The organism is Dorea sp. (assembly GCF_977044405.1).
Map to the genome: position 1 here is coordinate 18,903 of NZ_CDRRQK010000013.1, position 23,520 is coordinate 42,422.

The following is a 23,520-nucleotide window of genomic DNA, read 5'->3' on the forward strand; positions in this document are numbered from 1 at the left end:
TAGCACTCTTTAAAAAAGAGTGCTAATAATTCTGTGAAGTTTATAAAACAATTATTAATTTTTATCCTTCAGCCTATATTCATTTTTTCCAACTATCCTTCAGATTAGATATTTACATATATACTGCAGTCTGATTATTCAATACTCTTAAGCGATTCTACCATATCGATCTTTTTTAATTTAAAATACATCACCCAGTTTACGAATAGCGAGAAGCCTATCGTAAATAAAAAGCTGTAGATAAAGCTTGGCAGATTGATATTCCGCCCGAACATTGCAGCATCTACTTCCACCGTCTGAATAACAAACTGATGCAGTATCTTTCCAAATACAATTCCCACAACCGCTCCGATCAGGGTCAGCAGAACATTTTCACGAAATACATACTCTGCCACTTCCATATCGTAGAAACCGAGTACTTTCAGTGTCGCAAGCTCTCTTTGCCGCTCCGTAATGTTGATGCTGTTCAGGTTATAAAGGACAACAAATGCCAGCATTCCGGCCGAAACGATCAGAACAATGATCACCAGATTCAGACTGGCCAGCATATCATCCAGCTGGTCTTTGATATCATGCAGATAAGAAATCGTTAAGACCTGATCCTGCGCCAATATCTTTTCTCCTGCTTTTTTTACCTGTTCATCCGAATATCCTGTTTTTGTGCGGAACATGATACAGTTGTAGTCTGCATCTTTTCCATATACTTTCTTATAATATTCCGGTGTGTAATATATGTAATGTCCCATATAATTCTCACAGATATGTGCAATTTTTACCGTTCCGCTTTTTTCATTTCCCGCTTTTACCTGGATGGTATCTCCTTCTTTTACATTCAGAAGCTTTGCCGTCTTTTCGCTTACGATCACTCCGTTATCTGTAAGCTTATATGATTCCTTCGTCTTCCGGTCATGAAAATCAACATATTTACCGGCATCTTTAGAATTTCCCAGAACACACTGATATACGCTTCTCTTTTTGCTTCCCTTAGACGCTGTCACACTGCGCATGTCCGCATCCATGAATGTCTGAATATCCTGATCTTTTTTCAGATAATCTTTCAATTCTTTCTTATCGGTCTTTGTCACGCCATCTTTATAAAAAATGTGTCCGTCATACAGTTGGATCTCATCGTATTGGATATCTGCGATTTCATATACGGAATCTTTCACTCCATATCCGACTAACATAAGTGCCATACAGCCGCCGATTCCGAATATGGTCATGAAAAAACGTTTTTTATAGCGCATCAGATTCCGGATGGTTGATTTCCATGTAAAATTCATCCGTTTCCAGATGAACCCGATCCGTTCTAAGAATACGCGTCTTCCTTTTTTCGGTGCAGGCGGACGCATGAGCACTGCCGGTTCCGCTGCCAGTTCTTTATAGCATGATGCAAGTGTTGCTCCCATCGTACATACGATTGAAGCCGCTGATGCCATCACTGCGTAACTCATATGATATGGCACATAGATCTTTGGAATGTGTGGGTACATGATCTCATAGGCATAGATTATAATAAAGGGAAGAACCTTCTCTCCAACCAGCACTCCGATGACGCTGCCTCCCGCCGTTGCAAGAAGTGCATAGCCGAGATATTTTGACGCAATGGAAAAGTTACCGTAGCCCAGTGCTTTCATCGTACCGATCTCGATTCTCTGTTCTTCTACCATACGTGTCATGCCGGTCAGACTAATAAGCGCCGCAACCAGGAAGAACATTACCGGGAATACCTTTCCAATTGCCCGCATACGGTTCGCATTTTCTCCAAATCCATCATATTCGACCAGAGTGCTTCTATTATATACATACCATTTTGGATTCTTTATCTTCTGGATTTGCTTTCTGGCATCTGCAAGTTTTTTCTCGCCTTTTGCGATTTCTTCTTCGGATGTCTTCTTCCCGTCCTCGTATTCTTTTCTGGCATCTGCAAGTTTTGCTTCGTTCTCGGCAATTTCCGCTTCGCCTGTTTGCAATGCCTGTTCCTGTGTCTGCAGTTCGGCTTTTCCGGCGTCTAGCTGTTTCTGACCGGATGTTATCTGCGCTTTTGCTTTTGCAAGCTGTGCTTCACTGGCATCTAACTTTGCTTTTGCCTGATCAAGTTCAGCTTTTCCGCTTGTAAGCTTTTGTTTTGCAGTTTCTAGTTCTGCCTTCTTCGTCTGGTATTCCTGCTCCTGCGCCTCCAGCGTCTGTTTTGTTTCCTGTGCCTGTTGTTCTAATGCCTGAATTCTTCGTAACAACTCCTGATTTTGGTCGTTTCCACTTCCGGCATCCGTTCCGCCATTATCATTCTGTCCTGGCTGTTGTTCTTCATCTTGTATCTGATCTGTCGCAGCGCCTGCTTCAGATTCTTCTTTTTCTTCAGTAATCTGTGCATCGATTTGTCCGGCTGCGCCTGCTGCCTGTGCCTTCAATGCTTCGATTGTATTCAGAAGCTCCTGATATCCGGCCCAGCCTTTATCCAGTTCAGCCCGATACACAGCCAGTCCCTGTTCTCCGGACTGAATCTGTGCCTTTGCTCCGGCACTTTGTGCATCGTAGGCTGCTTTTCCCTGCTCATACTGCTTTTTTCCCTGTTCCAGTTGTTTTAATCCGGATTCGTATGTCTGCTTTGCCTGGTCCAGTTCCTTTTGTTTCTGATCTAAGGTCTGTCTTGCCGATGCAATCTGAGACTTTCCACTGGCTATCTTTTCTTTTGCCTCATTAAGCTGCGTCTCACCGTCTGTGATCTGCCTGTTTGCATCGTCAAGTTTCTGCTGTGACTCTGCTTTCCCATCGTCCAGATCTTTCTGTGCTTTTGCAATCTTTTCTTCTGCCTCTGTTTCCAGATTTTCTTTTCGTATTCTGCCTCTTTCTTCTGTGATTGCTTCGATCTGCTTTTTGACGGTCTTTACTTTCTTTTTGTATGCGCCTGTATAAGCAGTCAGGTCTTTTGCACCTTCCACCTGCACATACATTTCCGTATACACATCCAGATCAAATGTCTTTTCCTGTACTACTACGAATCCATTGATCGTGCCGGTTCCAATCGTCGTGCTTCCTCTGCTAAGGGAAATATAACACGGAGAATTTCCTTTTCCTACAACTTTCAGTTCATCTGTCTTCAATGTATCTGTTACCGGATCGTCTGTGCCAGACTTTAACTTAATCGTCTCTCCAACCTCATAATTCATCTGGTCATCTACCAGACATTCCCCCGCTTTTTGGGGCATACGTCCTTCGCTTACCGTAATCTTATTCATGTCGTCCATTGCCGACATCACATGAAGTACATATTGCTTTTTATTCTTTATATTCAGGAAATCGGCACTGTAGGCACCTTCTGCTTTCCCGACTCCTTTTACTTTTCCAACCTCCCGGACATCTTCTTTCGTGATTCCAAGTGTGCTGACCGCCTTGATATCCATCAGGTCCGACTCATCAAAATATGCATCTCCTGTAATCCTCATCGAAGGTTCGGATGCACGGATTCCGGAAAAGAATGCAACGCCAAGTGCTACGATAAAGAGAATAGACAGGAAACGCCCCCTGCTTCTTCGGATTTCCATATAAAAATTCTTACGTGTTATCTTCTTTGCCATGTCTCCTGTCACCTCCATTATTTACCATTCGATTGTTTCTACTGGTACCGGATCTGCATTCTCTATGATCTGATCCACACGTCCGTTCTTAATCTTTATTACCCGGTCTGCCATCGGCGCAATTGCCGAATTGTGCGTGATCAGGATGACTGTCATTCCACTGTTCCGGCATGTATCCTGCAGTAGTTTTAAGATGGACTTTCCTGTATTATAATCAAGTGCTCCTGTTGGTTCATCACATAATAACAGCTTCGGATTCTTCGCAAGTGCTCTTGCAATCGACACTCTCTGCTGTTCTCCTCCCGATAACTGCGCCGGGAAGTTATCAAGCCTTTCTCCAAGTCCTACATTTTCCAAAACCTCTTTTGCATCCATGGGGTTCTTACATATCTGAAGTGCCAGCTCTACATTTTCCAGTGCCGTCAGATTCGGGATCAGGTTATAGAACTGGAAGACAAATCCGATATCATCCCGTCTGTAAGCCGTCAGCTGCTTTGCCGGATATCCTGCGATATCCTGCCCGTCTACCAGAACCTGTCCTTCCGATGCAGTGTCCATCCCGCCAAGGATATTCAGTACGGTTGTCTTTCCGGCCCCGCTTGGTCCGACTACAACTGCAAATTCACCCTTCTTAATCTCAAAGTCGATCCCGGCTGCTGCCATGATTTCTACTTCGCCCATCTTATATATTTTTTTTACGTCTTTTAAGGTCACAAATTCACTCATGCATACTCCCTTCTTCCAGTGTCTGTCTGAAAAATCATTCCTGCGTTCTGCATTCTCTACTTTACAGAATATTTTGCCTTCATTTAAAAGCATCCCCACAAATTGTGATATATCTCTTGCAAAAAGCATTTTTCAGACACACTTTAGAATTTTTCAAAAAACCCCTGATAGTCGGTCGACTCTATTTTTTCTGTTGGCACAAGTTTTATTTTGGTATCTTCTTCCAGTTCAATTGTTGCATCTTTTGGTAATACCAGGTAATGGAAGGTCTCTCCATATAATCCGTCCGACGTCAGGCAATGGTAATCTTCTTCATCCCCATCTTCATCATAAATGTCAACATTTACATCTCCTCCTGATACAAGGCTCATGTCATAGATGCCCGGTGCAAAATCCTCTCCTGCTGTCAGCGTCTTTTCTCCTTTCGCTGTAATCGTCTCCGTAAGCGGATTCGTCTGTGCATTCATTCCTACAGATTCTGTTTCCTGTGCATTTTCTGTGTGTAATCTCATCTTTTTTTCACACTCTAATGTAAGTACCGCACCTTTATAGAGACGGATATCCTTCATCTTTTCACCGTTTTCTTCATATATGTATATCTGATTCTCTGAATCATCTACATCCAGCGAATCCGTTTCACTTTCAGGTGTGATGGTATAGACTCCTTCCGGTATTTCAAATCCTACTATATAATGTCCGGTTCCAAGTTCATAATCTGCATTTTCTCCTTCTTCAGGAATCTCACGGGCTGCGTACAAATACCTGATTGCCGGATCTTCCGGAGTTTCAAATCTTGCATCTTTTAGCATATAATTCGCCATATATTTTATTTCATTTTTATATGTACCATATAATGTACTTATAACTCCCGCTGCTATAACTACACCAATTACAATTCCCAGACCTTTCTTTTTTCTGCTCTCCGGATCTGGTTGTCCAAATTTCTTTTTACTTCCCTGTCCATTCATACGATAGCCCCATTTTGCAGAACTATCTATTTCCGGTCTGTTTTCTCCAAATATGTCGTCTGGCATTTTCTTCCGTTCTTTGCTTTTTTTATTGCTTTCCGTCTTTCTTTTTGGCACATGCATGCTATTTTTCCCGTTATCTTTATCATGTACATGTGTCAGGGGCATATGATCACAATCGCTCTGGTTGATTCTGTAATTTTTGTCTGATTTGGTATTGTCTAATCCGCACTCTGTACAGATCATATCACTATTTAACTTTCCACCGCATAAGCTGCATTTTTTTCCAAACATATCTCTTACCTCCGGTGCTTTCTTACATTTTCTATAATTATATATTATCATGAGACAACTTTCCAAGAAAGCAGAATATAAAAAAACAGGAGACTGATTTTCATCAATCTCCCATTTCACTTTTCAAGAGCTGTCACTGACAGCTTTTCTGCTGTTTTATTAACTTTCATCCACCTGGGACACATAAAAAGCCACTGTACCTGTCCCCATGGTCTATTTCAACATCTCGCGCAGTTTCTGGTTTACCATTCCCGGATTTGCCTTTCCTTTCATGGCCTTCATTGTCTGTCCAACCAGTGCACCAAGCGCTTTTTCTTTACCGCCTTTGTAATCAGCGATAGCTTTTGGATTCTTTGCGATTACTTCTTTTAATACTTCTTCCAGCGCGCCTTCATCATTCACGGTCTTTAATCCATGTTCTTCAACATAGCTTTCCGGATCTACGTCTTTTTCAAATATCTGTTCGAACACTTCCTTTGCAACCGAACTATTAACTGTTCCAGCCTCAGCAAGTTCAATCAATTTGGCCAGGTTTTCCGGTGAAAAGCTGATATCTTCAGCTTCCATACCGTGTTCTTTTAACAGACGCATCGTCTCTACCATCAGCCAGTTGGATACTTTCTTAGGTTTTCCACAGATTGCTGTTGTCTTCTCAAAGATATCCGCCATGTGCTTAGATTCTGTAAGAATCTCTGCATCATACTGCGGGATATCGAATTCTTTTTTGTAACGTTCCAGTTTTTCATCTCGGAATTCCGGCTGTTTTGCTTTAATCTTATCGATCCATTCGTCATCGATCACGATCGGTACCAGATCCGGTTCCGGGAAATATCTGTAATCCTGCGCATCTTCTTTGGAACGCATCGCATGCGAAGACTCTTTGTTATCATCCCATCTTCTGGTCTCCTGAACGACAGCCTTACCTTCTTCGATCAGCTCGATCTGACGCTCTCTTTCTCCTTCGATAGCTCTTGCGATTGCCTTGAATGAGTTCAGGTTCTTCATCTCTGTTCTGGTTCCGAATTCCTGTGTGCCAACCTCTCTTACGGATAAGTTGACATCGGCTCTCATTGAACCTTCCTGGAGTTTACAATCCGATGCTCCAAGATACTGGATGATCGTTCTTAATTTTTCCAGATATGCGATAACTTCTTCGGATGAGCGCATATCCGGCTCGGATACGATCTCTACAAGCGGTACACCGCTTCGGTTAAAGTCTACAAGCGATGTATCATCCCATTCATCATGTACCAGTTTTCCGGCATCTTCTTCCATATGCATCTCATGGATACGCACCTTTTTCTTCGTATCACCTACTGTAATCTCTACATAACCATTTCTTGCGATCGGCTGATAGAGCTGTGAGATCTGATAGTTCTGCGGGTTATCCGGATAGAAGTAGTTCTTACGGTCGAATTTGCACACTCTGGTGATATCGCAGTGTGTTGCAAGTCCGATTCCCATTGCATATTCTACAACCTGCTTGTTCAGTACAGGCAGTGAACCTGGCATACCGGTACATACCGGACATGTATGTGTATTTGGTGCTCCTCCGAATGCGGTACTGCATCCGCAGAAGATCTTTGTCTTTGTTGCAAGTTCTACATGGACCTCAAGTCCAATGACGGTTTCATACTGTTTTGTCATGACTATCTGTCCCCCTTTGCAAGTTCTGGTCTTTCATACGTTCTCGTCTGCTCAAATGTATAAGCTGTCTGTATGATCTTGTTTTCCTCAAAGCAGTTACCGATCAGCTGCATACCGACCGGAAGTCCTTTGCTGTCTTTTCCTACCGGAATGGTAATTCCCGGAAGTCCTGCAAGGTTTACAGAGATTGTGTAAATGTCTCCAAGATACATCTGGATCGGATCACTTAAGCTCTTTCCAAGCTCTGGCGCTGTTGTCGGAGCAGCCGGAGCTACGATCACATCGTATTTTTCAAATGCTTTGTCAAATGCTTTCTTGATCAGTGCTTTTGTCTTCAATGCTTTCAGATAATATGCATCATAATATCCCGAACTAAGTACGAACGAACCAAGCATGATTCTGCGTTTTACCTCTGGTCCGAATCCTTCGGAACGGGATTTCTTATACATGTTGTGAAGTCCTTCGTATTCTTCCGTACGGTAACCATACTTCACACCATCAAAACGTGCCAGGTTCGAACTTGCCTCTGCCGATGCGATGACATAATATGCAGGAATTGCATATTTTACAAGACTTAAATCAAATTCTTCCACAATTGCACCTTTTTCTTCCAGTACTTTTACTGCCTGTAAAATATTTTCTTTAACTTCCTTATCCAGGCCGTCTCCAAAATAATCCTTTGGAATACCGATTCTCATACCCTTTACATCATCTACCAATGCACTGGTAAAATCATAGCTTTCACGCTTAATAGATGTACTGTCTTTTGGATCATAAGATGCAATCGTCTCAAGAATCGTTGCACAGTCCGTAACATCCTTTGCCACTGGTCCGATCTGATCAAGCGAAGAACCATATGCAATCAATCCGTAACGAGATACGGTTCCGTAAGTCGGCTTGATTCCAACCACACCACAAAATGAACTTGGCTGCCGAATCGATCCACCGGTATCAGATCCAAGTGCGTATGGTGTCTCTTCTGCTGCTACTGCTGCACATGATCCACCGGAAGAACCACCCGGAACATGCTCCAGATTCCATGGGTTCTTTGTCGGTCCAAAATAAGATGTCTCTGTTGTACTTCCCATAGCAAACTCGTCCATGTTCGTCTTTCCTATGATCACAGCGCCTGCTTCTTCCAGATTCTTTACTGCCTCTGCTGTGAACATCGGATGAAAGTTACCAAGGATCTTAGAACTGCATGTCGTAAGCATCCCCTTAGTACACATGTTATCCTTGATCGCTACCGGCACACCGGCAAGTGGTCCGGTCAGCGTGCCATCATCAATCAGCTTCTGTACTTCTTCCGCTCTTTTTAAAGTGCCTTCTTTATCAAGTGTTACAAAGCTGTTCACGTCTTTTTCTACTTTTTCTATCTGTGCAATGAAGGCTTTCACGGCATCCACTACAGATATCTCTTTTGCTTTTATCTTTTTTCCAAGCTCTACTGCTGTAAGACTTGTCATATCCATATCCGCTTATCCTCCTATCCGATTGTCTTTGGTACTTTGAAACTCTGGTCTTTTTCCAATGGTGCATTGGCAAGTGTATCCGCACTTCCGTCCCCGTTCGTTACAACATCCTCACGGAATACATTGTTCACCGGAAATACATGTGACATAGGTTCAATCCCGTCTGTATCTAATTCATTTAACGTGTCTATATAATCTAACATTTTTTCCATATCTGCCTTGGCATCTTCTTTTTCCTGACCGGACAATTCCAGTTTTGCAAGGATACCAACATATTCTATGGTTTCATCTGATATTTTATTTGCCATCTTTTTTCATCCTCTCAATATCATAATTATGGTTCCAGTCTGCTTAAGTCTCTTGGGAACAATGTTGTCTCTCTTACATTGTCTTCCCCAAGTAACTGCATGGTCAGTCGTTCCAGTCCGATTCCAAGGCCTCCGTGTGGCGGCATTCCATGTTTGAATGTAGCAAGATATTGTTCCATTCCTTCTTCTGTCATTCCCCTTGCTGCGATCTTCTCTGTCAGCATCTTATAATCATGGATACGCTGTCCTCCGGTTGTGATCTCAAGACCTCTGAACAACAAGTCAAAACTTAATGTATATCTTGGATCTTCCGGATCATCCATTGCATAGAACGGACGTTTCTTAGATGGATAGTGAGTGACAAATACAAAATCGCTTCCCCACTCTTCTTTTGCGTAGCGTCCGATCAGCACTTCCTCTTCCGGCTCCAGATCAAATGGATTTCTCATCTTGTGGTTATATTTTTCAGCAACGATTTCTTTGATGTCTGCAAATTTTACTGCCGGGATCTGACTTACATCCGGAAGTTCTACCCCCAGGACTTTCAGTTCTCTTTCATAATCTTTCTTTAACAGTTCCATCGCATACTGAAGGAATCCCGTCTCCATTGCCATAATATCTTCAAATCCATCAATATATCCCATCTCAAAGTCAAGACTGGTATATTCGTTCAGATGACGTTTTGTGTTATGTTTTTCTGCACGGAATACAGGTGCTGTCTCAAATACTCTGTCAAATACACCAACCATCATCTGCTTATAAAACTGAGGGCTCTGCGCCAGTACTGCCGGTCTATGGAAATACTCCAGTTTGAAAATATTTGCCCCGCCTTCTGCTCCTTTGGCCCCGATCTTTGGTGTATGGATCTCTGTAAATTCCTGACTGTAAAGGAAATCTCTGAATGCTCTTGTAAGTCCTTCCTGAATTCTGAATTTGGCACGCTCCCGGATGTTTCTAAGGGAGATAGAGCGATAGTTCAGTTTTGCTTCCAGAGATGTGTTCAGTTTCCATTTGGAAATTGCAAGCGGCATCATCTCGTCTTCCGGCTCGCTTAGGATCTTTACGCTCTCCATACGGATTTCAATGCCGTTTGGTGCTTTTTCATTCTGTTCTAAGACGCCTTCCACTTCAAGAGTTGCTGCCTCTTTGATGTCTTTCAGATCAAAATCAGCACTTCCTTCTTCATAGACACACTGAAGCAGACCTTCTCTTTTTCTTAAGATTACAAATGCAACGGTTCCCATGTCGCGGATCGTATGCACGGCTCCATTGACTTTTACCTTTGCTCCTGCTTCTGTCTGTTCCAGTAATTCGCTGATTTCTTTTGTCTCTTTTGGCTTTACACCTGTTAAATACTCCATGTTCTTATCCTCCTATTCTTCCCGGGACGAACAGCGTTTTTCAATATTTTATGTTCTGAAATATTTATTATAAAATGTAATTTTTATTCATTTTTTTACTTAGAAACATAAAAATCCGTCCTGGAATACATACTTGTATCCCGGGACGGATATCATCTTCGCTATCCGCGGTACCACCCGCATTGAATCTCAAAGCTGTATAGTGCTTTCTAAGATTCCTCTTTTCGTGCGTAACGTGCAGTCTACGTACCAACCTACTTTTATTCGGCTTACCTTATTTACTTGTTCAGTTGGTCTGCTCCAGAGTGTTCCCTATTGTCCTCATTCCCCAAGCGGTGCTCTCAGTCGGTGACACCACATTCCTGTCAGGTTCCAGAGTCCAGAGTCTCTTTCATCGCTTTACTATACTAAATTTGGTTTAAATATTAGCACATGTTTTTTATGATTTCAAGAGGGAATTTTTAATTTTGTCAAAAAATACATGCTCCCGCTTTTATATTCCTACTTTTCTTGTATGATTTACTAACTCCACAATCTGAAAATCATCTGCCTCTTTTCCAATCTGACATAACAGACAACGCATAGACGCCTCTGTTACTTTTCCATCCAGGATCATCGTAATCTTCTGCACACCATCTTCCGTCGTCAGATTCAGCGCATCAACCGTAATCCCATTTAGCTTTGTCATATTCAGGAAGAGATTCAGATTACTCGTCTCTTTTGGGCAGGTAAATGCAATCTTTACCTGTGAATGTTCTGTCTCTGCTGTCAGTCCTGCTGCTGTCAATGCTGCAGTTATGACCTTTTCCTGCATCTCCGGCAATAATTCATATTCGTATTTTCTGCAGAGACTCATCAGATGTCTTAAAAACGTCCTGTACTCTTCCTGAATCTCTGGCTTTACATCTCCGGCTCTTTTTCCGATGATTTCAAGCTCTCTTTCAAGCACGAATACATCTCCACCAGTCTGTGCCTTTGCTTCTGCAACGTGCTTTCCACATTCCATGCGCTGTAGGAAAAGTGGTTTCATCTGGGTATCTATTTCATCTATTGTTTTTCTTACTTCTTTTAATGCCATTTCTATTTCCTCTTGTGAATTTATAATATATTGTACTCTTTATACAACTGCTGACAATAATTTTGATCTTCTGTTGCACGCTGCAACTCATCATATCGTTTGTCTGAAAGCAATCTTTGAGTAAGATTCATAAATCGTTCATGTTCCCTCATACCTTCTTTTATCCCCTCTTTTTTTCCATCTTCACGAATCTGTCGTTCTCTTTCCTCTGCTTTCATAAATTCTGCCTCCATTTCAGCATTATCCTTTATTACCTGCACATTTGCCTGAAGCGCAATACATTCCATAATTCTCTCTGCCTGAATAAATATATCTGGGTTACAAGCATTGAAAATTCATAGAATGCGAAATGCATAAGTTTTTGATATGGCGTATATGCCAATGAAAATATAGAATTATAATGCTTGACCGAATTGTAGCATATAGTATATAACTTGTCGAGATAAAATACATAATTACTTGCAGTTTTCTCCTTCCGCCAGTTATAATAAAAAAGAGAGAATCTATCTTTGGGGGATTATTATGATAAAAACATTGTTCAAACACATTTCAAAATACTATAAGGACACCTTCATCCTTGCAATCGCAGGTGTTGCCGTCGGTGTTCTTGTCGGTATTGTCGATGCGGCATTCGGTCTGGGACTCAATGCCTGTACTGCCATCCGTACCAAATACTTCTGGTATCTGATCTGGTTTCTGCCACTTGGCGGAGTATTCATCTGGTTCATCTATCACCAGTTTGGTAAATCCGTCGCAAACGGTATGAAGATGGTCTTCCATGTAGGACTGGGAAAAAACAATAAACTTCCGATCCGCATGGTTCCACTTGCTATCGTCGGAACCTGGACCACGCATCTGTTCGGAGGAAGTGCCGGACGTGAGGGTGTTGCTGTTCAGATTGGTGCTGCAGTTTCTAATAATGTGGGACGTCTGGTTGATAAGACCATCGATATCGAAAACAGCAGGAAGATGTTCCTGATCACCGGTATGGCTGCCGGATTCTCCGGTCTTTTCTGTACTCCGCTTGCAGCAATCTTTTTCGCACTGGAAGTACTGGTTGCCGGAAAACTGGAATACCATGCACTGATCCCGGCAACAGTTGCATCCATCAGTGCCGCATTCACATCAAGAGCACTTGGACTTCGTAAGTTCCATATCAATATACTGGAAACACTGAACTATCATCCATCTACTTATGATGCTATATTGCTTTTAAAGCTTGCGGCAATGGGACTTGCCTTTGGTATCGTCGGATCACTGTTTGCCCTGATTCTCAGATACCTTCGTCTGAAATTTGCATTCCGTTTTTCTTCCCCTGTGAAGAAAGTTGTGATCATGGGTGCTTTGATTGCTGTTCTTATGATGGTCTTCCATCAGGGAAGATATTCCGGAACCGGATCGAATCTGATCGCATTGTGCTTTGATGGAACGAAAGATGATGTATATGCCTATGACTGGCTTCTTAAGATGGCACTTACCATTCTGACACTTTCTTCCGGATTCATCGGCGGAGAGGTTGCACCTTTGTTTTCCATCGGTTCCTGCTTAGGATACGTCCTTGGTCCTGTATTCGGATTTGACCCGATGTTCGGTGCTGCGCTTGGATTCGCTTCTGTGTTCTGCAGCGGATCTAATACACTGCTTGCCGCTATCCTAGTCGGTGTGGAAAGTTTTGGATATAATATGCTGCCATTCTTTGCGGTTGTATGTTTTGTATCGTTCATCTTTAACTTTAATAATTCGATTTTTACGGCACAGCGGGTTGCTTTTACACATCCGAGCAGACGTAACAGATTGAAGAATAAAATTGCTGCAAAACGAACTAATAGCTGATTCCAATCTTTGGAATACATAAAGAATCTAATTCTCTGTTTTGATACATTTTTAATCTTTACAAGGCATTAGCTTCGACTTCTTTTCCTGTATACTTTGGTATAAAAAATAAGTGTACATTCTTCCACCGAAGAATTGTACACTTATTTTTATTCCAATGTTCAATTTTTATAACATACGTTCTTTGTTTTCCACAAAACTCTATGCCCTAAGTACTTCCTGCGTCTTTCCACAAAAATCCTATGCCATAATCGGCTTCAGTGCCTCAGCAAGCTTATCTTTCTCAGCCTGTGCCTCAGCAAGATCTTTACCAAGTGTTGTGTAGTAGATCTTGATCTTAGGCTCTGTTCCTGAAGGACGTACGATTACTGTCTCGTTGTTCTCAAGTTTGTAAACTAATACGTTTGCTGCCGGAAGTCCTGTCTCTTCTGTCTTTGTGTAGTCTGTTACTTCTGTTACTTTGTAACCGGCAATATCTGCTGGTGCATTCTCACGTAAGTTCTGCATGATTCCTGACATCTTGTCCATTCCGCTAAGTCCAGGGAATTCGAAGCTGTCGATCTTGTTGAGGTAACGTCCGTACTCTGCGTAGATTTCTTCCATTCTCTGTTTCAGAGAGCTTCCGATGCTTCTGTAGTAAGCTGCCATCTCACAGATCAGCATAGATGCGATAACGGCATCTTTGTCACGTACATATGGTCCTGCAAGGTATCCGTAGCTTTCCTCAAATCCGAAGATGAATCTGTCTACTTCTCCAGCTGCCTCTAACTGTGCGATCTGGTCTCCGATCCATTTGAATCCTGTCAGTACGTTTCTAAGTTCTACTCCGTAATGAGCTGCTACTGCATCTGCAAGTGGTGTAGATACAAGAGATTTTACTGCTACTGCTTTTTCAGGCATGGTACCTTTTTCGATACGTCCTGCACATATGTAGTCAAGAAGAAGTACTCCGACTTCGTTACCACTTACCAGTTCATAAGATCCGTCCGGACACTTCATAGCGATACCAACACGGTCTGCATCCGGGTCAGTTGCAAGCATAAGGTCTGCATCTGTCTCTTTTGCAAGATTAAGTCCAAGCTCCAGTGCCTCGAAGATCTCTGGATTTGGATAGCTGCATGTTGTGAAGTATCCATTTGGATATTCCTGTTCTGGTACGATTGTGATATCTGTGATTCCGATGTCTTTTAATACCTGTGTTACAGGAACAAGACCTGAACCATTCAGCGGGCTGTATACCAGTTTTAATCCGGCTGTCTTACACAGTCCCGGACGAACCTGACGGGATTCGATTGCATCGTAGAGTGCTCTCTTACAGTCATCTCCTACGAAGCGGATCAGTCCTTCTTCTACACCTTCTGCAAATGACATGTATTTTGCTCCGGTCAGTACGTCTGTCTTCTGGATCTCTTCGTATACGATTGCTGCTGCGTCGTCTGTCATCTGACATCCGTCTGGTCCGTATGCTTTGTATCCGTTATATTTTGCAGGGTTATGAGAAGCTGTTACCATAATACCTGCGTTACAGTTATAATAACGTGTTGCGAATGAAAGTGCAGGTACCGGCATCAGTGCATCGTAGATTCTTACTTTGATTCCGTTCGCTGCAAGTACACCTGCTGCTGTCTTGGCAAATACATCACTCTTTAAGCGGCTGTCGTAGCTGATTGCTACTGTCTGTGTTCCGCCCTGTGTTTTTACCCAGTTAGCTAATCCCTGTGTAGCCTGACGTACTACATAAATATTCATACGGTTCGTTCCTGCTCCGAGTACTCCACGAAGTCCGGCTGTTCCAAACTTCAGTGCTACTGCAAAACGTTCCTTGATCTCATCATCATTTCCTTCAATTTTTGACAATTCCGGCTTCAGATCTGCATCTTCAAGATCTGCTGCAAGCCAGCGTTTGTATTCTTCCTGATACATCTTTTATCACTCCTACCTATTTCTTTTCGGGGGTTTTTGTATATTTTCACAACAAACCTACTAATAATATACCATTTTTTATACGTTCAGGCAACAAATGAGCTGTAAATTATGTGAAAACTTTTCGTCAATTTTCTTTAAAATCAGAAAAAAAGGCGGAAGGCACATGTCTATGTGTTTCTTCCACCTTTTTCATCATCTAAGCAGCACCAGAAAATCTTCTGTAAATACATTCCTTATTTTCAAATGCCTGCTCTGCATTATTTGAAATTCTATTATATCTATGCACTATTCTGCATTTTCTGTACTACTTGTGTTATCTGTACTCTCTGTATCTGAACTGCTGTCGCTGTTATCAACCGTCATCATGTTTTTCACGATCGTACTTCCAACTTCATATACCATGTTCGAATCCTTCAGCTGTACATAGCGGTTATCACCATTTTCACTTCCCACATAGATCGTACACGTCTTCTTATCTCCGGACGAACTGTCTTTGTAAGTTGCGGTCACGGTGATTCTGTTTGCCTCATCCAGTCCGTATTTTGCCAGATCTTTTACATTGTAATCTGCACACTGGGTAAGTGAGATTGTTCCCCAGCCACCGGCAAGCTGTGAACGCTCTTTCTTTTTCTTGTAGGTTGTTGTCTCTCCATTCTGTGTAACTTCTACTTTTTTAAGATTGCCACTGCTGATGGATGGCACCGTATCATTTTCCGTAAGAGACGACAGGTCAAATGTCAGATCCGATACCACCGTTCCGGCAATTGTGTATACAGAATCTGAATTCTTCGTCATTGCATAGTAATTGTCTCCGGCCGCATCACCGATCACGATGGTTCCTTCACTTCCGTCTTTTGCCGTATAGGTAATCGTATAATCAGGCTTATCAAGTCCGTAATCACTCTTTTCATCCGGATCCTTCAGCTCTCTTACTGCCGTAAGTCCTGCGATCTCTTTTGCCGTACTTTTTATCGTACTCTGATTCAGCCTTACACCATCATCTGCATCATAGATCCATTCGCCGTCTTCTTTTGAAAAACTCATCTTACTATCTCCACTCTCATATGAGAATGCTTTCAGATTTTTTACGTCTAACAGGCTGACCGTTTCTTCTTTTTCTTTGGCTTTTTTCTGCTTCTCACTATGACTGTTCCATGCCTTCATGCCTCCATACATAGCAAGCAGAGCTGCAAGTATAATGACCATGATGATCATCGTCTTTTTCTGCTTCATCCCGATCCCCCTCTTTACGCTTTTCTTCTCTTCCACCAGCACATGAATCCATAGATCAGGATCACAAGCGGAATACCAAAGATTGTCAGGATACTGATCAGCCCGGCGTGCTGCATCGTGTTATTACTTACCTGCAGACTCTTTGCCTTGATTGCTACATTTTTCGTATTATCAAAGTTCGCTGTTACCGCATTCATAAAGAGATCCAGGTTCTCAAGTGTGGAATATGCATCTGTAATCTGTGAATCAATCATCGTTTCTGATGAGATAACGGTCAGACGACTGGTCTTGGCATCACTGTCTGATGAGTTGGATGAATCTGCATCTTCAGAAGTATCGGATGATATCGACTCTGTTGCAACTACTCCGAGATTATAAGTTCCCTCTTCCTGACTGTCTTCTGTTACAGAATATGCATTGTCCGATGTCTGCATGAACGCTGTTGTTGTAATGGTATCTCTTGCAGGATCTGTTGTCGTAAGTCCATGTGCATTTATCATCAGTACCATCTCTGATTCCAGCCCTTTTGCCAGATCTCCGGTTGCTGTGATCTCAGGGAAGATATAATAATAATTGCCCTGATAACTTCTCTGCATATCAGCAATGTATCCGTCCGTCTTCTGCATACCATATTCTTTTAAGACTTCATCCAGATTCGGTGTTGCATCTTCTGACTCTCCAAGTACGATAAATACCTTTCCACCTGCCTGCAGGTAATTCAAAAGCAGGGTCTTTTCATCATCTGAGAGATCTGTTGTCGGTGCATTTAAGAATAACAGATCGCAGTCATCCGGAATCTCACCCTTCATCATCAGGTTAATCTCTTCTGTTGACATGCTGTTCTTGTCAAATAATTTCGTTACAGAATCCGAAAATGATGCTTCCCCATGTCCTGTTGTATAATAAAGCTTCTCTGTCTCTTCACTTGTTACATAGTTAATTGCACTTGTGAACTGACCTTCGCCATCGAATTCCGATTCCGAAGCGCTTCCTGTCGTATAATAAGAGTACGAATCCGATACCAGAATATCATCAAAAGAAATATCCTTGGACTTTCCTGTCGTTTTGCAGGATACTACAATCGTATCCTTTTCTACATTTGCTTTCGTAAGTGCAGCCGGATGAAGGACCGGATCCACCCATTTTACAGTGATCTTATCGGAAAGAGTTGTATATTTTTTAATGAATGATTTGATACGTGTATCGGTAGAATCTTTTTCTGCATATACCGTAAATGTAATATTGTCATCTAATTTATTCAGAATCTTTTTACTGGTCTTTGATACACCGTAGATATTATTGTCACTGATATCTATACTCTTGATATTTTCCGGAAGCTGTCCCGCGATCAGGTTGACTACGACCACCATACAGATAACAAGGGCGATCATTCCCACGCTGTAGCTTCCGTTTTTCGATGCCGCACTCTGGAACGACTTCTTGATTTTCTCTAACATATGCTCCTCCTAACTCCAACGTCTCTTCTGAATCATCTGCATCGTCAAAAAGAAAAATAATACGATCAATGACAGATACAGAATAATACCGCTCACATCCAGAAGATGATTATCTGCAATATTCGAAAATACTTCCGTCAGTTCCAGTTTGCCAAGAAATGTAGATAACAAACTTTCAAACAGCGATTTCTTTGCTACATAAGTAATGATGGTTCCTGCTACCACGATCAGTTCCAGGGCACCACTGATCACTATATTTCTGGTCATATTCCAGACTGCCAGAACTACCAGTGACAAAAGCACCGCAACTGCTACTGCATTTGCCCATGCTGCGGAAGGAATAAAATTCAAAATTCCGCTCCATAGATAAGTAAGAAGTAAGATTCCAAAAGTGCCAATTGCTGCAATGATCACGCTCTCTGTCAGTGACGATATAAACATTCCAATCGCAATATACACACATCCCAGTAAGAAAAATACCAGGATTGCCAGATAATCCACAAGAATATATGCTGTTCCCTGTGCTTTGATGATCAGCGGGAAAATCAGGTAGATCAGACATGGGATTGCCATGATCGTAACCATTGCAAGATATTTTCCAAGTACAATTTTAAACAAACTTACCGGCGCCGTCAGTAACATCTGATCCGTCCTGTTCTTTTTATCTTCTGCAAAACAGCGCATCGTCAGAATTGGAATCGCCACCAGATATACGAACATGATTCCGGAAAGTACGTATGAAAAATATGGATATCCATAATTCAGGTTGTATGCCAGAAAATAAATTCCAGTATATGCAACCAGAAACGCGATAAATACATATCCTATCATCGAATGAAAATAAGATCTTAACTCTCTTTTATAGATTGCTATCATGCTTTCTTTTCCTCCTTCATCATCCTGCTTCCATTCCCCTGTGTTAATTCGAGGAAGATTTCTTCCAGTGTTGTCTTATTCTGATTCAATGTAAGAAGTGGAATGTCTGCATGTGAAAATGCAAGGAACAATTCTTCTCTGATATCCTCTCCGCCCTTTGCGGTGATATGCGCTGTTGTGACTCCACTTGCGCTTGTGCGGTAACGTACTTCTTTTATTTTATTCATTGTATGAAGGATGTGATCCATCTCTTCTTTGGACGCTTTTGCCTCTATCTCGATTTGTCCTTTTCCGCTCATCATGGTCTCCAGATTCTCTGTTGTATCACTGGCTACCAGTTTCCCGCCGGATATGATCATGATATAATCACATACTTCTCTTACTTCTGCCAGTATATGTGAACTTAAGATTACGGTATGATTCTTAGATAATTTCCGGATCAGTTCACGGATCTCTATGATCTGTTTTGGATCCAGCCCTACCGTCGGCTCATCCAGAATGATGATCTCCGGGAATCCAAGAACTGCCTGTGCAAGTCCGACTCTTTGCTTATATCCTTTTGACAGGTTCTGGATCAGTCTGTTCTCCACATCACGGAGTTTCGCCAGTCGTATGACTTCTTCAATCTGTGGTTCTCTGTCTTTCTTTTTGATGCCTTTTAACTCTGCAGAAAATTCCAGATACTCCCGTACCGTCATCTCCATATAAAGAGGTGGTATTTCCGGCAGATATCCTATATTTTTCTTTGCTTCTTCCGGTTCTTTTAAAATGTCATGCCCATCAATCAATACCTGTCCCTCAGTAGCTCCAAGGTAACCGGTCATGATATTCATGGTTGTAGATTTACCAGCTCCATTTGGTCCTAAGAATCCATATATTTTCCCGGATTCCACTGTAAAGCTTAAGTGATCTACGGCCAGATGGTTCCCATAGCGTTTGGTAAGATTCTTTACTTCTATCAACTTTACTTCCTCCTGTTAAACTCAATCTTGTAACAATATAAGAAAATATTTTGAAAAGTATGTGGAAAAAATATGTTTATTTTGTGAAAGAAAGTTCATTGGCTAAACAAAAAAATAGAAAGAATTCCGGATTTTATAAATATAATCTTATAATCTCCAAAATTCTTTCTATCTTTAGCAACTTTTCTATACGTTTGTTTTCATAAATAATTTCATTTCTTTCAAGTCCATAACACCTGAGGTACTATCTTCTTTAGAAAGTGAACATGCAGCTGTAATAGCACCGTAATATAATGCCTTCTCTATACTTTCTCTTTGATACGCTGCATATAGAACGCCCGAGCAAAATGCATCACCTGCCCCAGTCGTTCCCTTTATAAATCCTTTTGGAAGTTTAAAACTTGGAACTTTTACAAATTCTCCTGTCTGACAATTCAAACCATATCCACATGCAGGTGAATGTATGATAGCCCACTTTTTTACTCCCAATTCTTTTAGTTTTGCCAACCCCTTTCTCATATTTTCTTCTTTTATTCCATCCTTATCATATAATTGAATTCCAGTCACACCGGTTCCTTCTACTTCATTTACCACACAATAATCTGTATACTTCAATGCAGGCCATACAACTTCCTGGTATCGATTTCCTTCTTCTGAAACCATATCTACAGAAGTTTCCATTCCATATTTTTGTGCAGTTGCTAATACCTTTGCGGCTTTAGTTCCATAGTCTTCATCCGGTTGATCCAGCGTTCCTAATAAAAGTAAATATTCTAAATGAAAAATATCCGCCTTTATTTTCTTAAAATCTATCTGTTTTTCATTGAATTCAAAACTGGTCCCTGGATCAAAAAAGAATGTTCTCTGTTTGCTTTCTTTTTCTGTCATTGCAAATGTAACGGCTGTTCTTCCTTTTTTTACAATCCCTTCAATGTTTATATTAGGATACTCACTTAAAGAGTCTACTATAAATTGGCCATTGTCATCATCGCCCACAACTCCCGATACTTTTATTGGTATTTTAGAATCCAGCCTTGCCAGATCAATAATTAAGTTATTAATACCTCCTGTATGAGCGACCGGATTTTCCATCCACGTTAAATTGCCTTTTTGAGGATATACATCTATTGTGTATACTACATCTGCAATAAGATTTCCTGCAACCGTTATTCCTTCTTTATTCATAGGTCTTCCTCCTACAAAGCCTCTGGATATTCATTACATAATAAACGGTATGGTTCTTCATCTTCATCTATAGCAGGAAAACGTCCTACTTTTTTATTATAGAAATAATTATCCGTATTATCGTCATTGCACATAGAAACTTCTCCCAGCAGAACGGATCCTTTTCCTTCTTCTACAGAAAAGTCATGGTACAATCCTCTTGTCACAGTTATACTTTCTCCCGGCGTTAGTCTTATCTGAGTTCCCGCCTTCACTGTATAAACGCATCCATCACTATGAACAACGACATCTGTATCTGCCATTTTTCCATCTTCCGTCGAATTATATACACGAATTAATACGTTTCCACCTCCTCGATTAATAATGTCTTCCATTTTGTATGCATGATAATGCATTTCCGCATGCTGGCCTTCATGGAGCATCAATAACTTTTCTGCATATGGTTTATCATACTTATCATTTTTTATATTTCCATTTCTTAACGTAATTAATGAAAATCCTGTATGTTCAAAATCTCCGAGCCCAAAATCTGTTATATCCCAGCCAAGCATATTATCTCTAATTTCATCGTATTCTTTTCCTTTTGTTTTCCACTCTTCTGGTGTCCATTCACAAAATGGAGGAAGTGATACATGAAATTTTTTGATCAAATCATGCATATCCTTCAAAGCTTTGTTAATCTCTGATCTTTTCATCTTTCACACTCCCTAATTTTTTAGTGCAAATGTTTCAATTGCCACTTTCACATTTTCTTTCATAGCTTTCATAGCAATTAACGGAATATCATGATAGAAAATATTTTCTTCTACGCTTTTTTTATCTAATGCAGCTTTGACCGCTTTTCCACCAGCCAATGTCATATACGTGTAATAATTAATTTTACGTATTCCATTTTTTACTGCTGTCTGAAACTCCTCTTTACTAAGTCCTGAACCACCATGCATTACGAATGGAATATCAATTTTATTTTTAATTTCCGTAATACGATTCAAATCCAAAACTGGCTTCTGTGTATAAATTCCATGACTTGTTCCGAAAGCAATGGCCAACACATCTACTCCGGTTTTTTCAACAAAATCTTTTGCCATATCTGGACTTGTATACACATCATCTAAGTTTGAAAAGCTGTCCGCTGTTTCAATTTCTTCTGTATCTCCTAAACCTTTATCAGATGAGAAAATATGTCCAAGTTCTGCTTCAACTGTAACATCCACTGCATGAGCCAATCTCACTACTTCTGCAGTTGTTCTTATATTTTCTTCATAATCACTACCTGATGCATCAATCATCACAGAGCTAAAACCTAACTGTATTGCTTTAATACAACTTTCAATAGACTCACCATGATCCAAATGTACACAAACTGGAACAGAAGCTTTTTTGGCAAACTGAAGCATAACTGGTGCAATATCTTCCATGGATATCAAATTGCTATGTACCTCTGCATAGTTTAATATAACCGGTGAATTTGTTTCCTCTGCAGCCTGTATAATAGCCATTACTGATTCCATATTCGGACAATTAAATGCTCCAACTGCATATCCTTTTCGCATTGCATCTTCCATCAACGGCTTTAATGAAACTAACATAATTTATCTCCTTCCTATTTTTTAATTTATCTTATTTTTTCCCTTTATTTCTGAAATAATCAAGGAATACAGCCAGCAAAATTACGACACCTTTTACTACATACTGCCAGAACGAATTAACATTCAGAAGATTCAGTCCGTTATTCAAAACACCTATAATCAGGCCACCTATAATAGTTCCACCTATTTTACCGCTTCCACCAGCCATTGACGTTCCGCCAACAACAACTGCTGCGATAGCATCCATTTCAGCCCCATCACCAGCTGTAGGCTGTCCAGAATACATACGAGAAGCTAAAACAATTCCTGCAAGACCTGCCATTAATCCTGAAAAAGCATGTACAAAAAATTTAACCTTTTCAACTTTAATTCCTGAAAATTCTGCTGCCTGTTGGTTTCCTCCAACAGCATACATGTGACGTCCCATTTTTGTTCTGTTCATAATAATTGCTGTAATAACAAGGACAATTATCAGGATTACAACTGGTGTTGGAAATATTCCAATATAACCGGCTCCTAAGAACTGCCATTCTTTTGTTACTACTCGTACCGGTGAACCACCTGTGTATACATAGGCAAGTCCTTTGGCTATATTCATGGTTGCTAATGTTACAATGAACGCCGGAATTGTCGTCTTACTGATTACCACACCATTAAACATACCAACACAAAGACCAACTAAAAGTCCCATAAGTAATGCAATCGGTAATGGAAGGTTATATCTTGCTACACAACCAGCTGAGATACAGCCAGATAATGCGATAATTGATCCAACAGACAAATCGATACCGCCAAGAATAATTACCATTGTCATACCACATGCCAGAAACAAGTTTGTAGAAATCTGTCTTAATACATTAAAAATATTCTGTCTTGTAAAAAATGAACCACTTGTTTTTGGAAAAATTGACAAGAATACGCATAATACCAAGAAGGCTACAATAATTCCCAAATTTTCTTTAAAATATATTTTTACTGCACTTCCAACTCCAGATGTTGTAGTTGGCTTTTTTGTTTTTTCTCTCAT

19 protein-coding genes are annotated in these 23,520 nt (G+C 40.9%); 1 reads left to right on the top strand and 18 read right to left on the bottom strand.

What is annotated here, in order from left to right; genetic code table 11:
- Nucleotides 1-134: 134 nt before the first annotated feature.
- The 9 genes from ACWJAF_RS07455 to ACWJAF_RS07495 form a co-directional block, all read right to left on the bottom strand.
- Nucleotides 135-3,578, bottom strand: a complete 3,444-nt coding sequence (locus ACWJAF_RS07455; RefSeq protein WP_448863082.1) for an FtsX-like permease family protein — start codon at nt 3,576-3,578, stop codon at nt 135-137.
- A gap of 21 nt (nt 3,579-3,599) precedes the next feature.
- A complete protein-coding gene (locus ACWJAF_RS07460) occupies nt 3,600-4,304 on the bottom strand; it encodes an ABC transporter ATP-binding protein (protein ID WP_296032236.1) in 705 nt (234 codons plus the stop codon).
- 143 nt (nt 4,305-4,447) lie between these two features.
- Nucleotides 4,448-5,566 carry a hypothetical protein gene (locus ACWJAF_RS07465; RefSeq protein WP_448863083.1) on the bottom strand — a complete coding sequence of 373 codons (1,119 nt, stop codon included), beginning with the start codon at nt 5,564-5,566 and terminating at the stop codon, nt 4,448-4,450.
- 213 nt (nt 5,567-5,779) lie between these two features.
- Complete coding sequence (gene gatB, locus ACWJAF_RS07470; protein WP_448863084.1) at nt 5,780-7,213, bottom strand: Asp-tRNA(Asn)/Glu-tRNA(Gln) amidotransferase subunit GatB; 1,434 nt, start codon at nt 7,211-7,213, stop codon at nt 5,780-5,782.
- Nucleotides 7,214-7,215: 2 nt separating this feature from the next.
- A complete protein-coding gene (gene gatA, locus ACWJAF_RS07475) occupies nt 7,216-8,685 on the bottom strand; it encodes an Asp-tRNA(Asn)/Glu-tRNA(Gln) amidotransferase subunit GatA (protein WP_448863085.1) in 1,470 nt (489 codons plus the stop codon).
- Between the two features lie 14 nt (nt 8,686-8,699).
- Nucleotides 8,700-8,993, bottom strand: a complete 294-nt coding sequence (gatC, locus tag ACWJAF_RS07480) for an Asp-tRNA(Asn)/Glu-tRNA(Gln) amidotransferase subunit GatC (RefSeq protein ID WP_296032232.1) — start codon at nt 8,991-8,993, stop codon at nt 8,700-8,702.
- Nucleotides 8,994-9,019: 26 nt separating this feature from the next.
- A complete protein-coding gene (gene aspS, locus ACWJAF_RS07485) occupies nt 9,020-10,354 on the bottom strand; it encodes an aspartate--tRNA(Asn) ligase (protein ID WP_448863086.1) in 1,335 nt (444 codons plus the stop codon).
- Nucleotides 10,355-10,847: 493 nt separating this feature from the next.
- Entirely contained in the window at nt 10,848-11,432 is a 585-nt protein-coding gene (locus tag ACWJAF_RS07490; protein WP_448863087.1) for a chorismate mutase, read from the bottom strand.
- A gap of 20 nt (nt 11,433-11,452) precedes the next feature.
- Complete coding sequence (locus ACWJAF_RS07495; protein ID WP_448863088.1) at nt 11,453-11,650, bottom strand: hypothetical protein; 198 nt, start codon at nt 11,648-11,650, stop codon at nt 11,453-11,455.
- 304 nt (nt 11,651-11,954) lie between these two features.
- Here ACWJAF_RS07495 and ACWJAF_RS07500 point away from each other — a divergent pair, with 304 nt between their 5' ends.
- Nucleotides 11,955-13,265, top strand: a complete 1,311-nt coding sequence (locus ACWJAF_RS07500; RefSeq protein ID WP_448863089.1) for a chloride channel protein — start codon at nt 11,955-11,957, stop codon at nt 13,263-13,265.
- Between the two features lie 240 nt (nt 13,266-13,505).
- Here the strand turns inward: ACWJAF_RS07500 and ACWJAF_RS07505 are convergent, their stop codons facing one another.
- The 9 genes from ACWJAF_RS07505 to ACWJAF_RS07545 form a co-directional block, all read right to left on the bottom strand.
- On the bottom strand, nt 13,506-15,188 hold the full coding sequence (locus ACWJAF_RS07505; RefSeq protein WP_448863090.1) for a phospho-sugar mutase: 1,683 nt from the start codon (nt 15,186-15,188) through the stop codon (nt 13,506-13,508).
- A gap of 288 nt (nt 15,189-15,476) precedes the next feature.
- Nucleotides 15,477-16,424 (bottom strand): DUF4340 domain-containing protein, encoded by a 948-nt coding sequence (locus ACWJAF_RS07510; RefSeq protein WP_448863091.1) that lies wholly within the window; start codon nt 16,422-16,424, stop codon nt 15,477-15,479.
- A 14-nt stretch (nt 16,425-16,438) separates the two neighbouring features.
- On the bottom strand, nt 16,439-17,881 hold the full coding sequence (locus ACWJAF_RS07515) for a Gldg family protein (RefSeq protein WP_448863092.1): 1,443 nt from the start codon (nt 17,879-17,881) through the stop codon (nt 16,439-16,441).
- Nucleotides 17,882-17,890: 9 nt separating this feature from the next.
- Entirely contained in the window at nt 17,891-18,757 is an 867-nt protein-coding gene (locus ACWJAF_RS07520) for an ABC-2 transporter permease (protein ID WP_448863093.1), read from the bottom strand.
- Nucleotides 18,754-19,719, bottom strand: coding sequence for an ABC transporter ATP-binding protein (locus ACWJAF_RS07525; RefSeq protein WP_448863094.1), 966 nt, complete (start codon nt 19,717-19,719; stop codon nt 18,754-18,756). The genes ACWJAF_RS07520 and ACWJAF_RS07525 overlap by 4 nt, the downstream gene beginning before the upstream one ends.
- 186 nt (nt 19,720-19,905) lie before the next feature.
- Entirely contained in the window at nt 19,906-20,904 is a 999-nt protein-coding gene (locus ACWJAF_RS07530; RefSeq protein ID WP_296093648.1) for a carbohydrate kinase family protein, read from the bottom strand.
- Between the two features lie 11 nt (nt 20,905-20,915).
- Nucleotides 20,916-21,599: a D-lyxose/D-mannose family sugar isomerase gene (locus ACWJAF_RS07535; RefSeq protein WP_296093651.1), complete on the bottom strand. Its 684-nt coding sequence runs from the start codon at nt 21,597-21,599 to the stop codon at nt 20,916-20,918.
- A gap of 12 nt (nt 21,600-21,611) precedes the next feature.
- A complete protein-coding gene (locus tag ACWJAF_RS07540; protein WP_448863095.1) occupies nt 21,612-22,493 on the bottom strand; it encodes a class II fructose-bisphosphate aldolase in 882 nt (293 codons plus the stop codon).
- A gap of 31 nt (nt 22,494-22,524) precedes the next feature.
- Nucleotides 22,525-23,520 (bottom strand): ABC transporter permease, encoded by a 996-nt coding sequence (locus tag ACWJAF_RS07545; protein WP_448863096.1) that lies wholly within the window; start codon nt 23,518-23,520, stop codon nt 22,525-22,527.

Coding starts and splice junctions, on each gene's coding strand:
- ACWJAF_RS07505 (WP_448863090.1), bottom strand. CDS start 15,188: ATGTATCAGGAAGAATACAAACGCTGGCTTGCAGCAGATCTTGAAGAT.
- ACWJAF_RS07490 (WP_448863087.1), bottom strand. CDS start 11,432: ATGGCATTAAAAGAAGTAAGAAAAACAATAGATGAAATAGATACCCAG.
- gatA (WP_448863085.1), bottom strand. CDS start 8,685: ATGGATATGACAAGTCTTACAGCAGTAGAGCTTGGAAAAAAGATAAAA.
- ACWJAF_RS07535 (WP_296093651.1), bottom strand. CDS start 21,599: ATGAAAAGATCAGAGATTAACAAAGCTTTGAAGGATATGCATGATTTG.
- gatC (WP_296032232.1), bottom strand. CDS start 8,993: ATGGCAAATAAAATATCAGATGAAACCATAGAATATGTTGGTATCCTT.
- ACWJAF_RS07540 (WP_448863095.1), bottom strand. CDS start 22,493: ATGTTAGTTTCATTAAAGCCGTTGATGGAAGATGCAATGCGAAAAGGA.
- gatB (WP_448863084.1), bottom strand. CDS start 7,213: ATGACAAAACAGTATGAAACCGTCATTGGACTTGAGGTCCATGTAGAA.
- ACWJAF_RS07510 (WP_448863091.1), bottom strand. CDS start 16,424: ATGAAGCAGAAAAAGACGATGATCATCATGGTCATTATACTTGCAGCT.
- aspS (WP_448863086.1), bottom strand. CDS start 10,354: ATGGAGTATTTAACAGGTGTAAAGCCAAAAGAGACAAAAGAAATCAGC.
- ACWJAF_RS07465 (WP_448863083.1), bottom strand. CDS start 5,566: ATGTTTGGAAAAAAATGCAGCTTATGCGGTGGAAAGTTAAATAGTGAT.
- ACWJAF_RS07500 (WP_448863089.1), top strand. CDS start 11,955: ATGATAAAAACATTGTTCAAACACATTTCAAAATACTATAAGGACACC.
- ACWJAF_RS07495 (WP_448863088.1), bottom strand. CDS start 11,650: ATGAAAGCAGAGGAAAGAGAACGACAGATTCGTGAAGATGGAAAAAAA.
- ACWJAF_RS07455 (WP_448863082.1), bottom strand. CDS start 3,578: ATGGCAAAGAAGATAACACGTAAGAATTTTTATATGGAAATCCGAAGA.
- ACWJAF_RS07460 (WP_296032236.1), bottom strand. CDS start 4,304: ATGAGTGAATTTGTGACCTTAAAAGACGTAAAAAAAATATATAAGATG.
- ACWJAF_RS07520 (WP_448863093.1), bottom strand. CDS start 18,757: ATGATAGCAATCTATAAAAGAGAGTTAAGATCTTATTTTCATTCGATG.
- ACWJAF_RS07530 (WP_296093648.1), bottom strand. CDS start 20,904: ATGAATAAAGAAGGAATAACGGTTGCAGGAAATCTTATTGCAGATGTA.
- ACWJAF_RS07515 (WP_448863092.1), bottom strand. CDS start 17,881: ATGTTAGAGAAAATCAAGAAGTCGTTCCAGAGTGCGGCATCGAAAAAC.
- ACWJAF_RS07545 (WP_448863096.1), bottom strand. CDS start 23,520: ATGAGAGAAAAAACAAAAAAGCCAACTACAACATCTGGAGTTGGAAGT.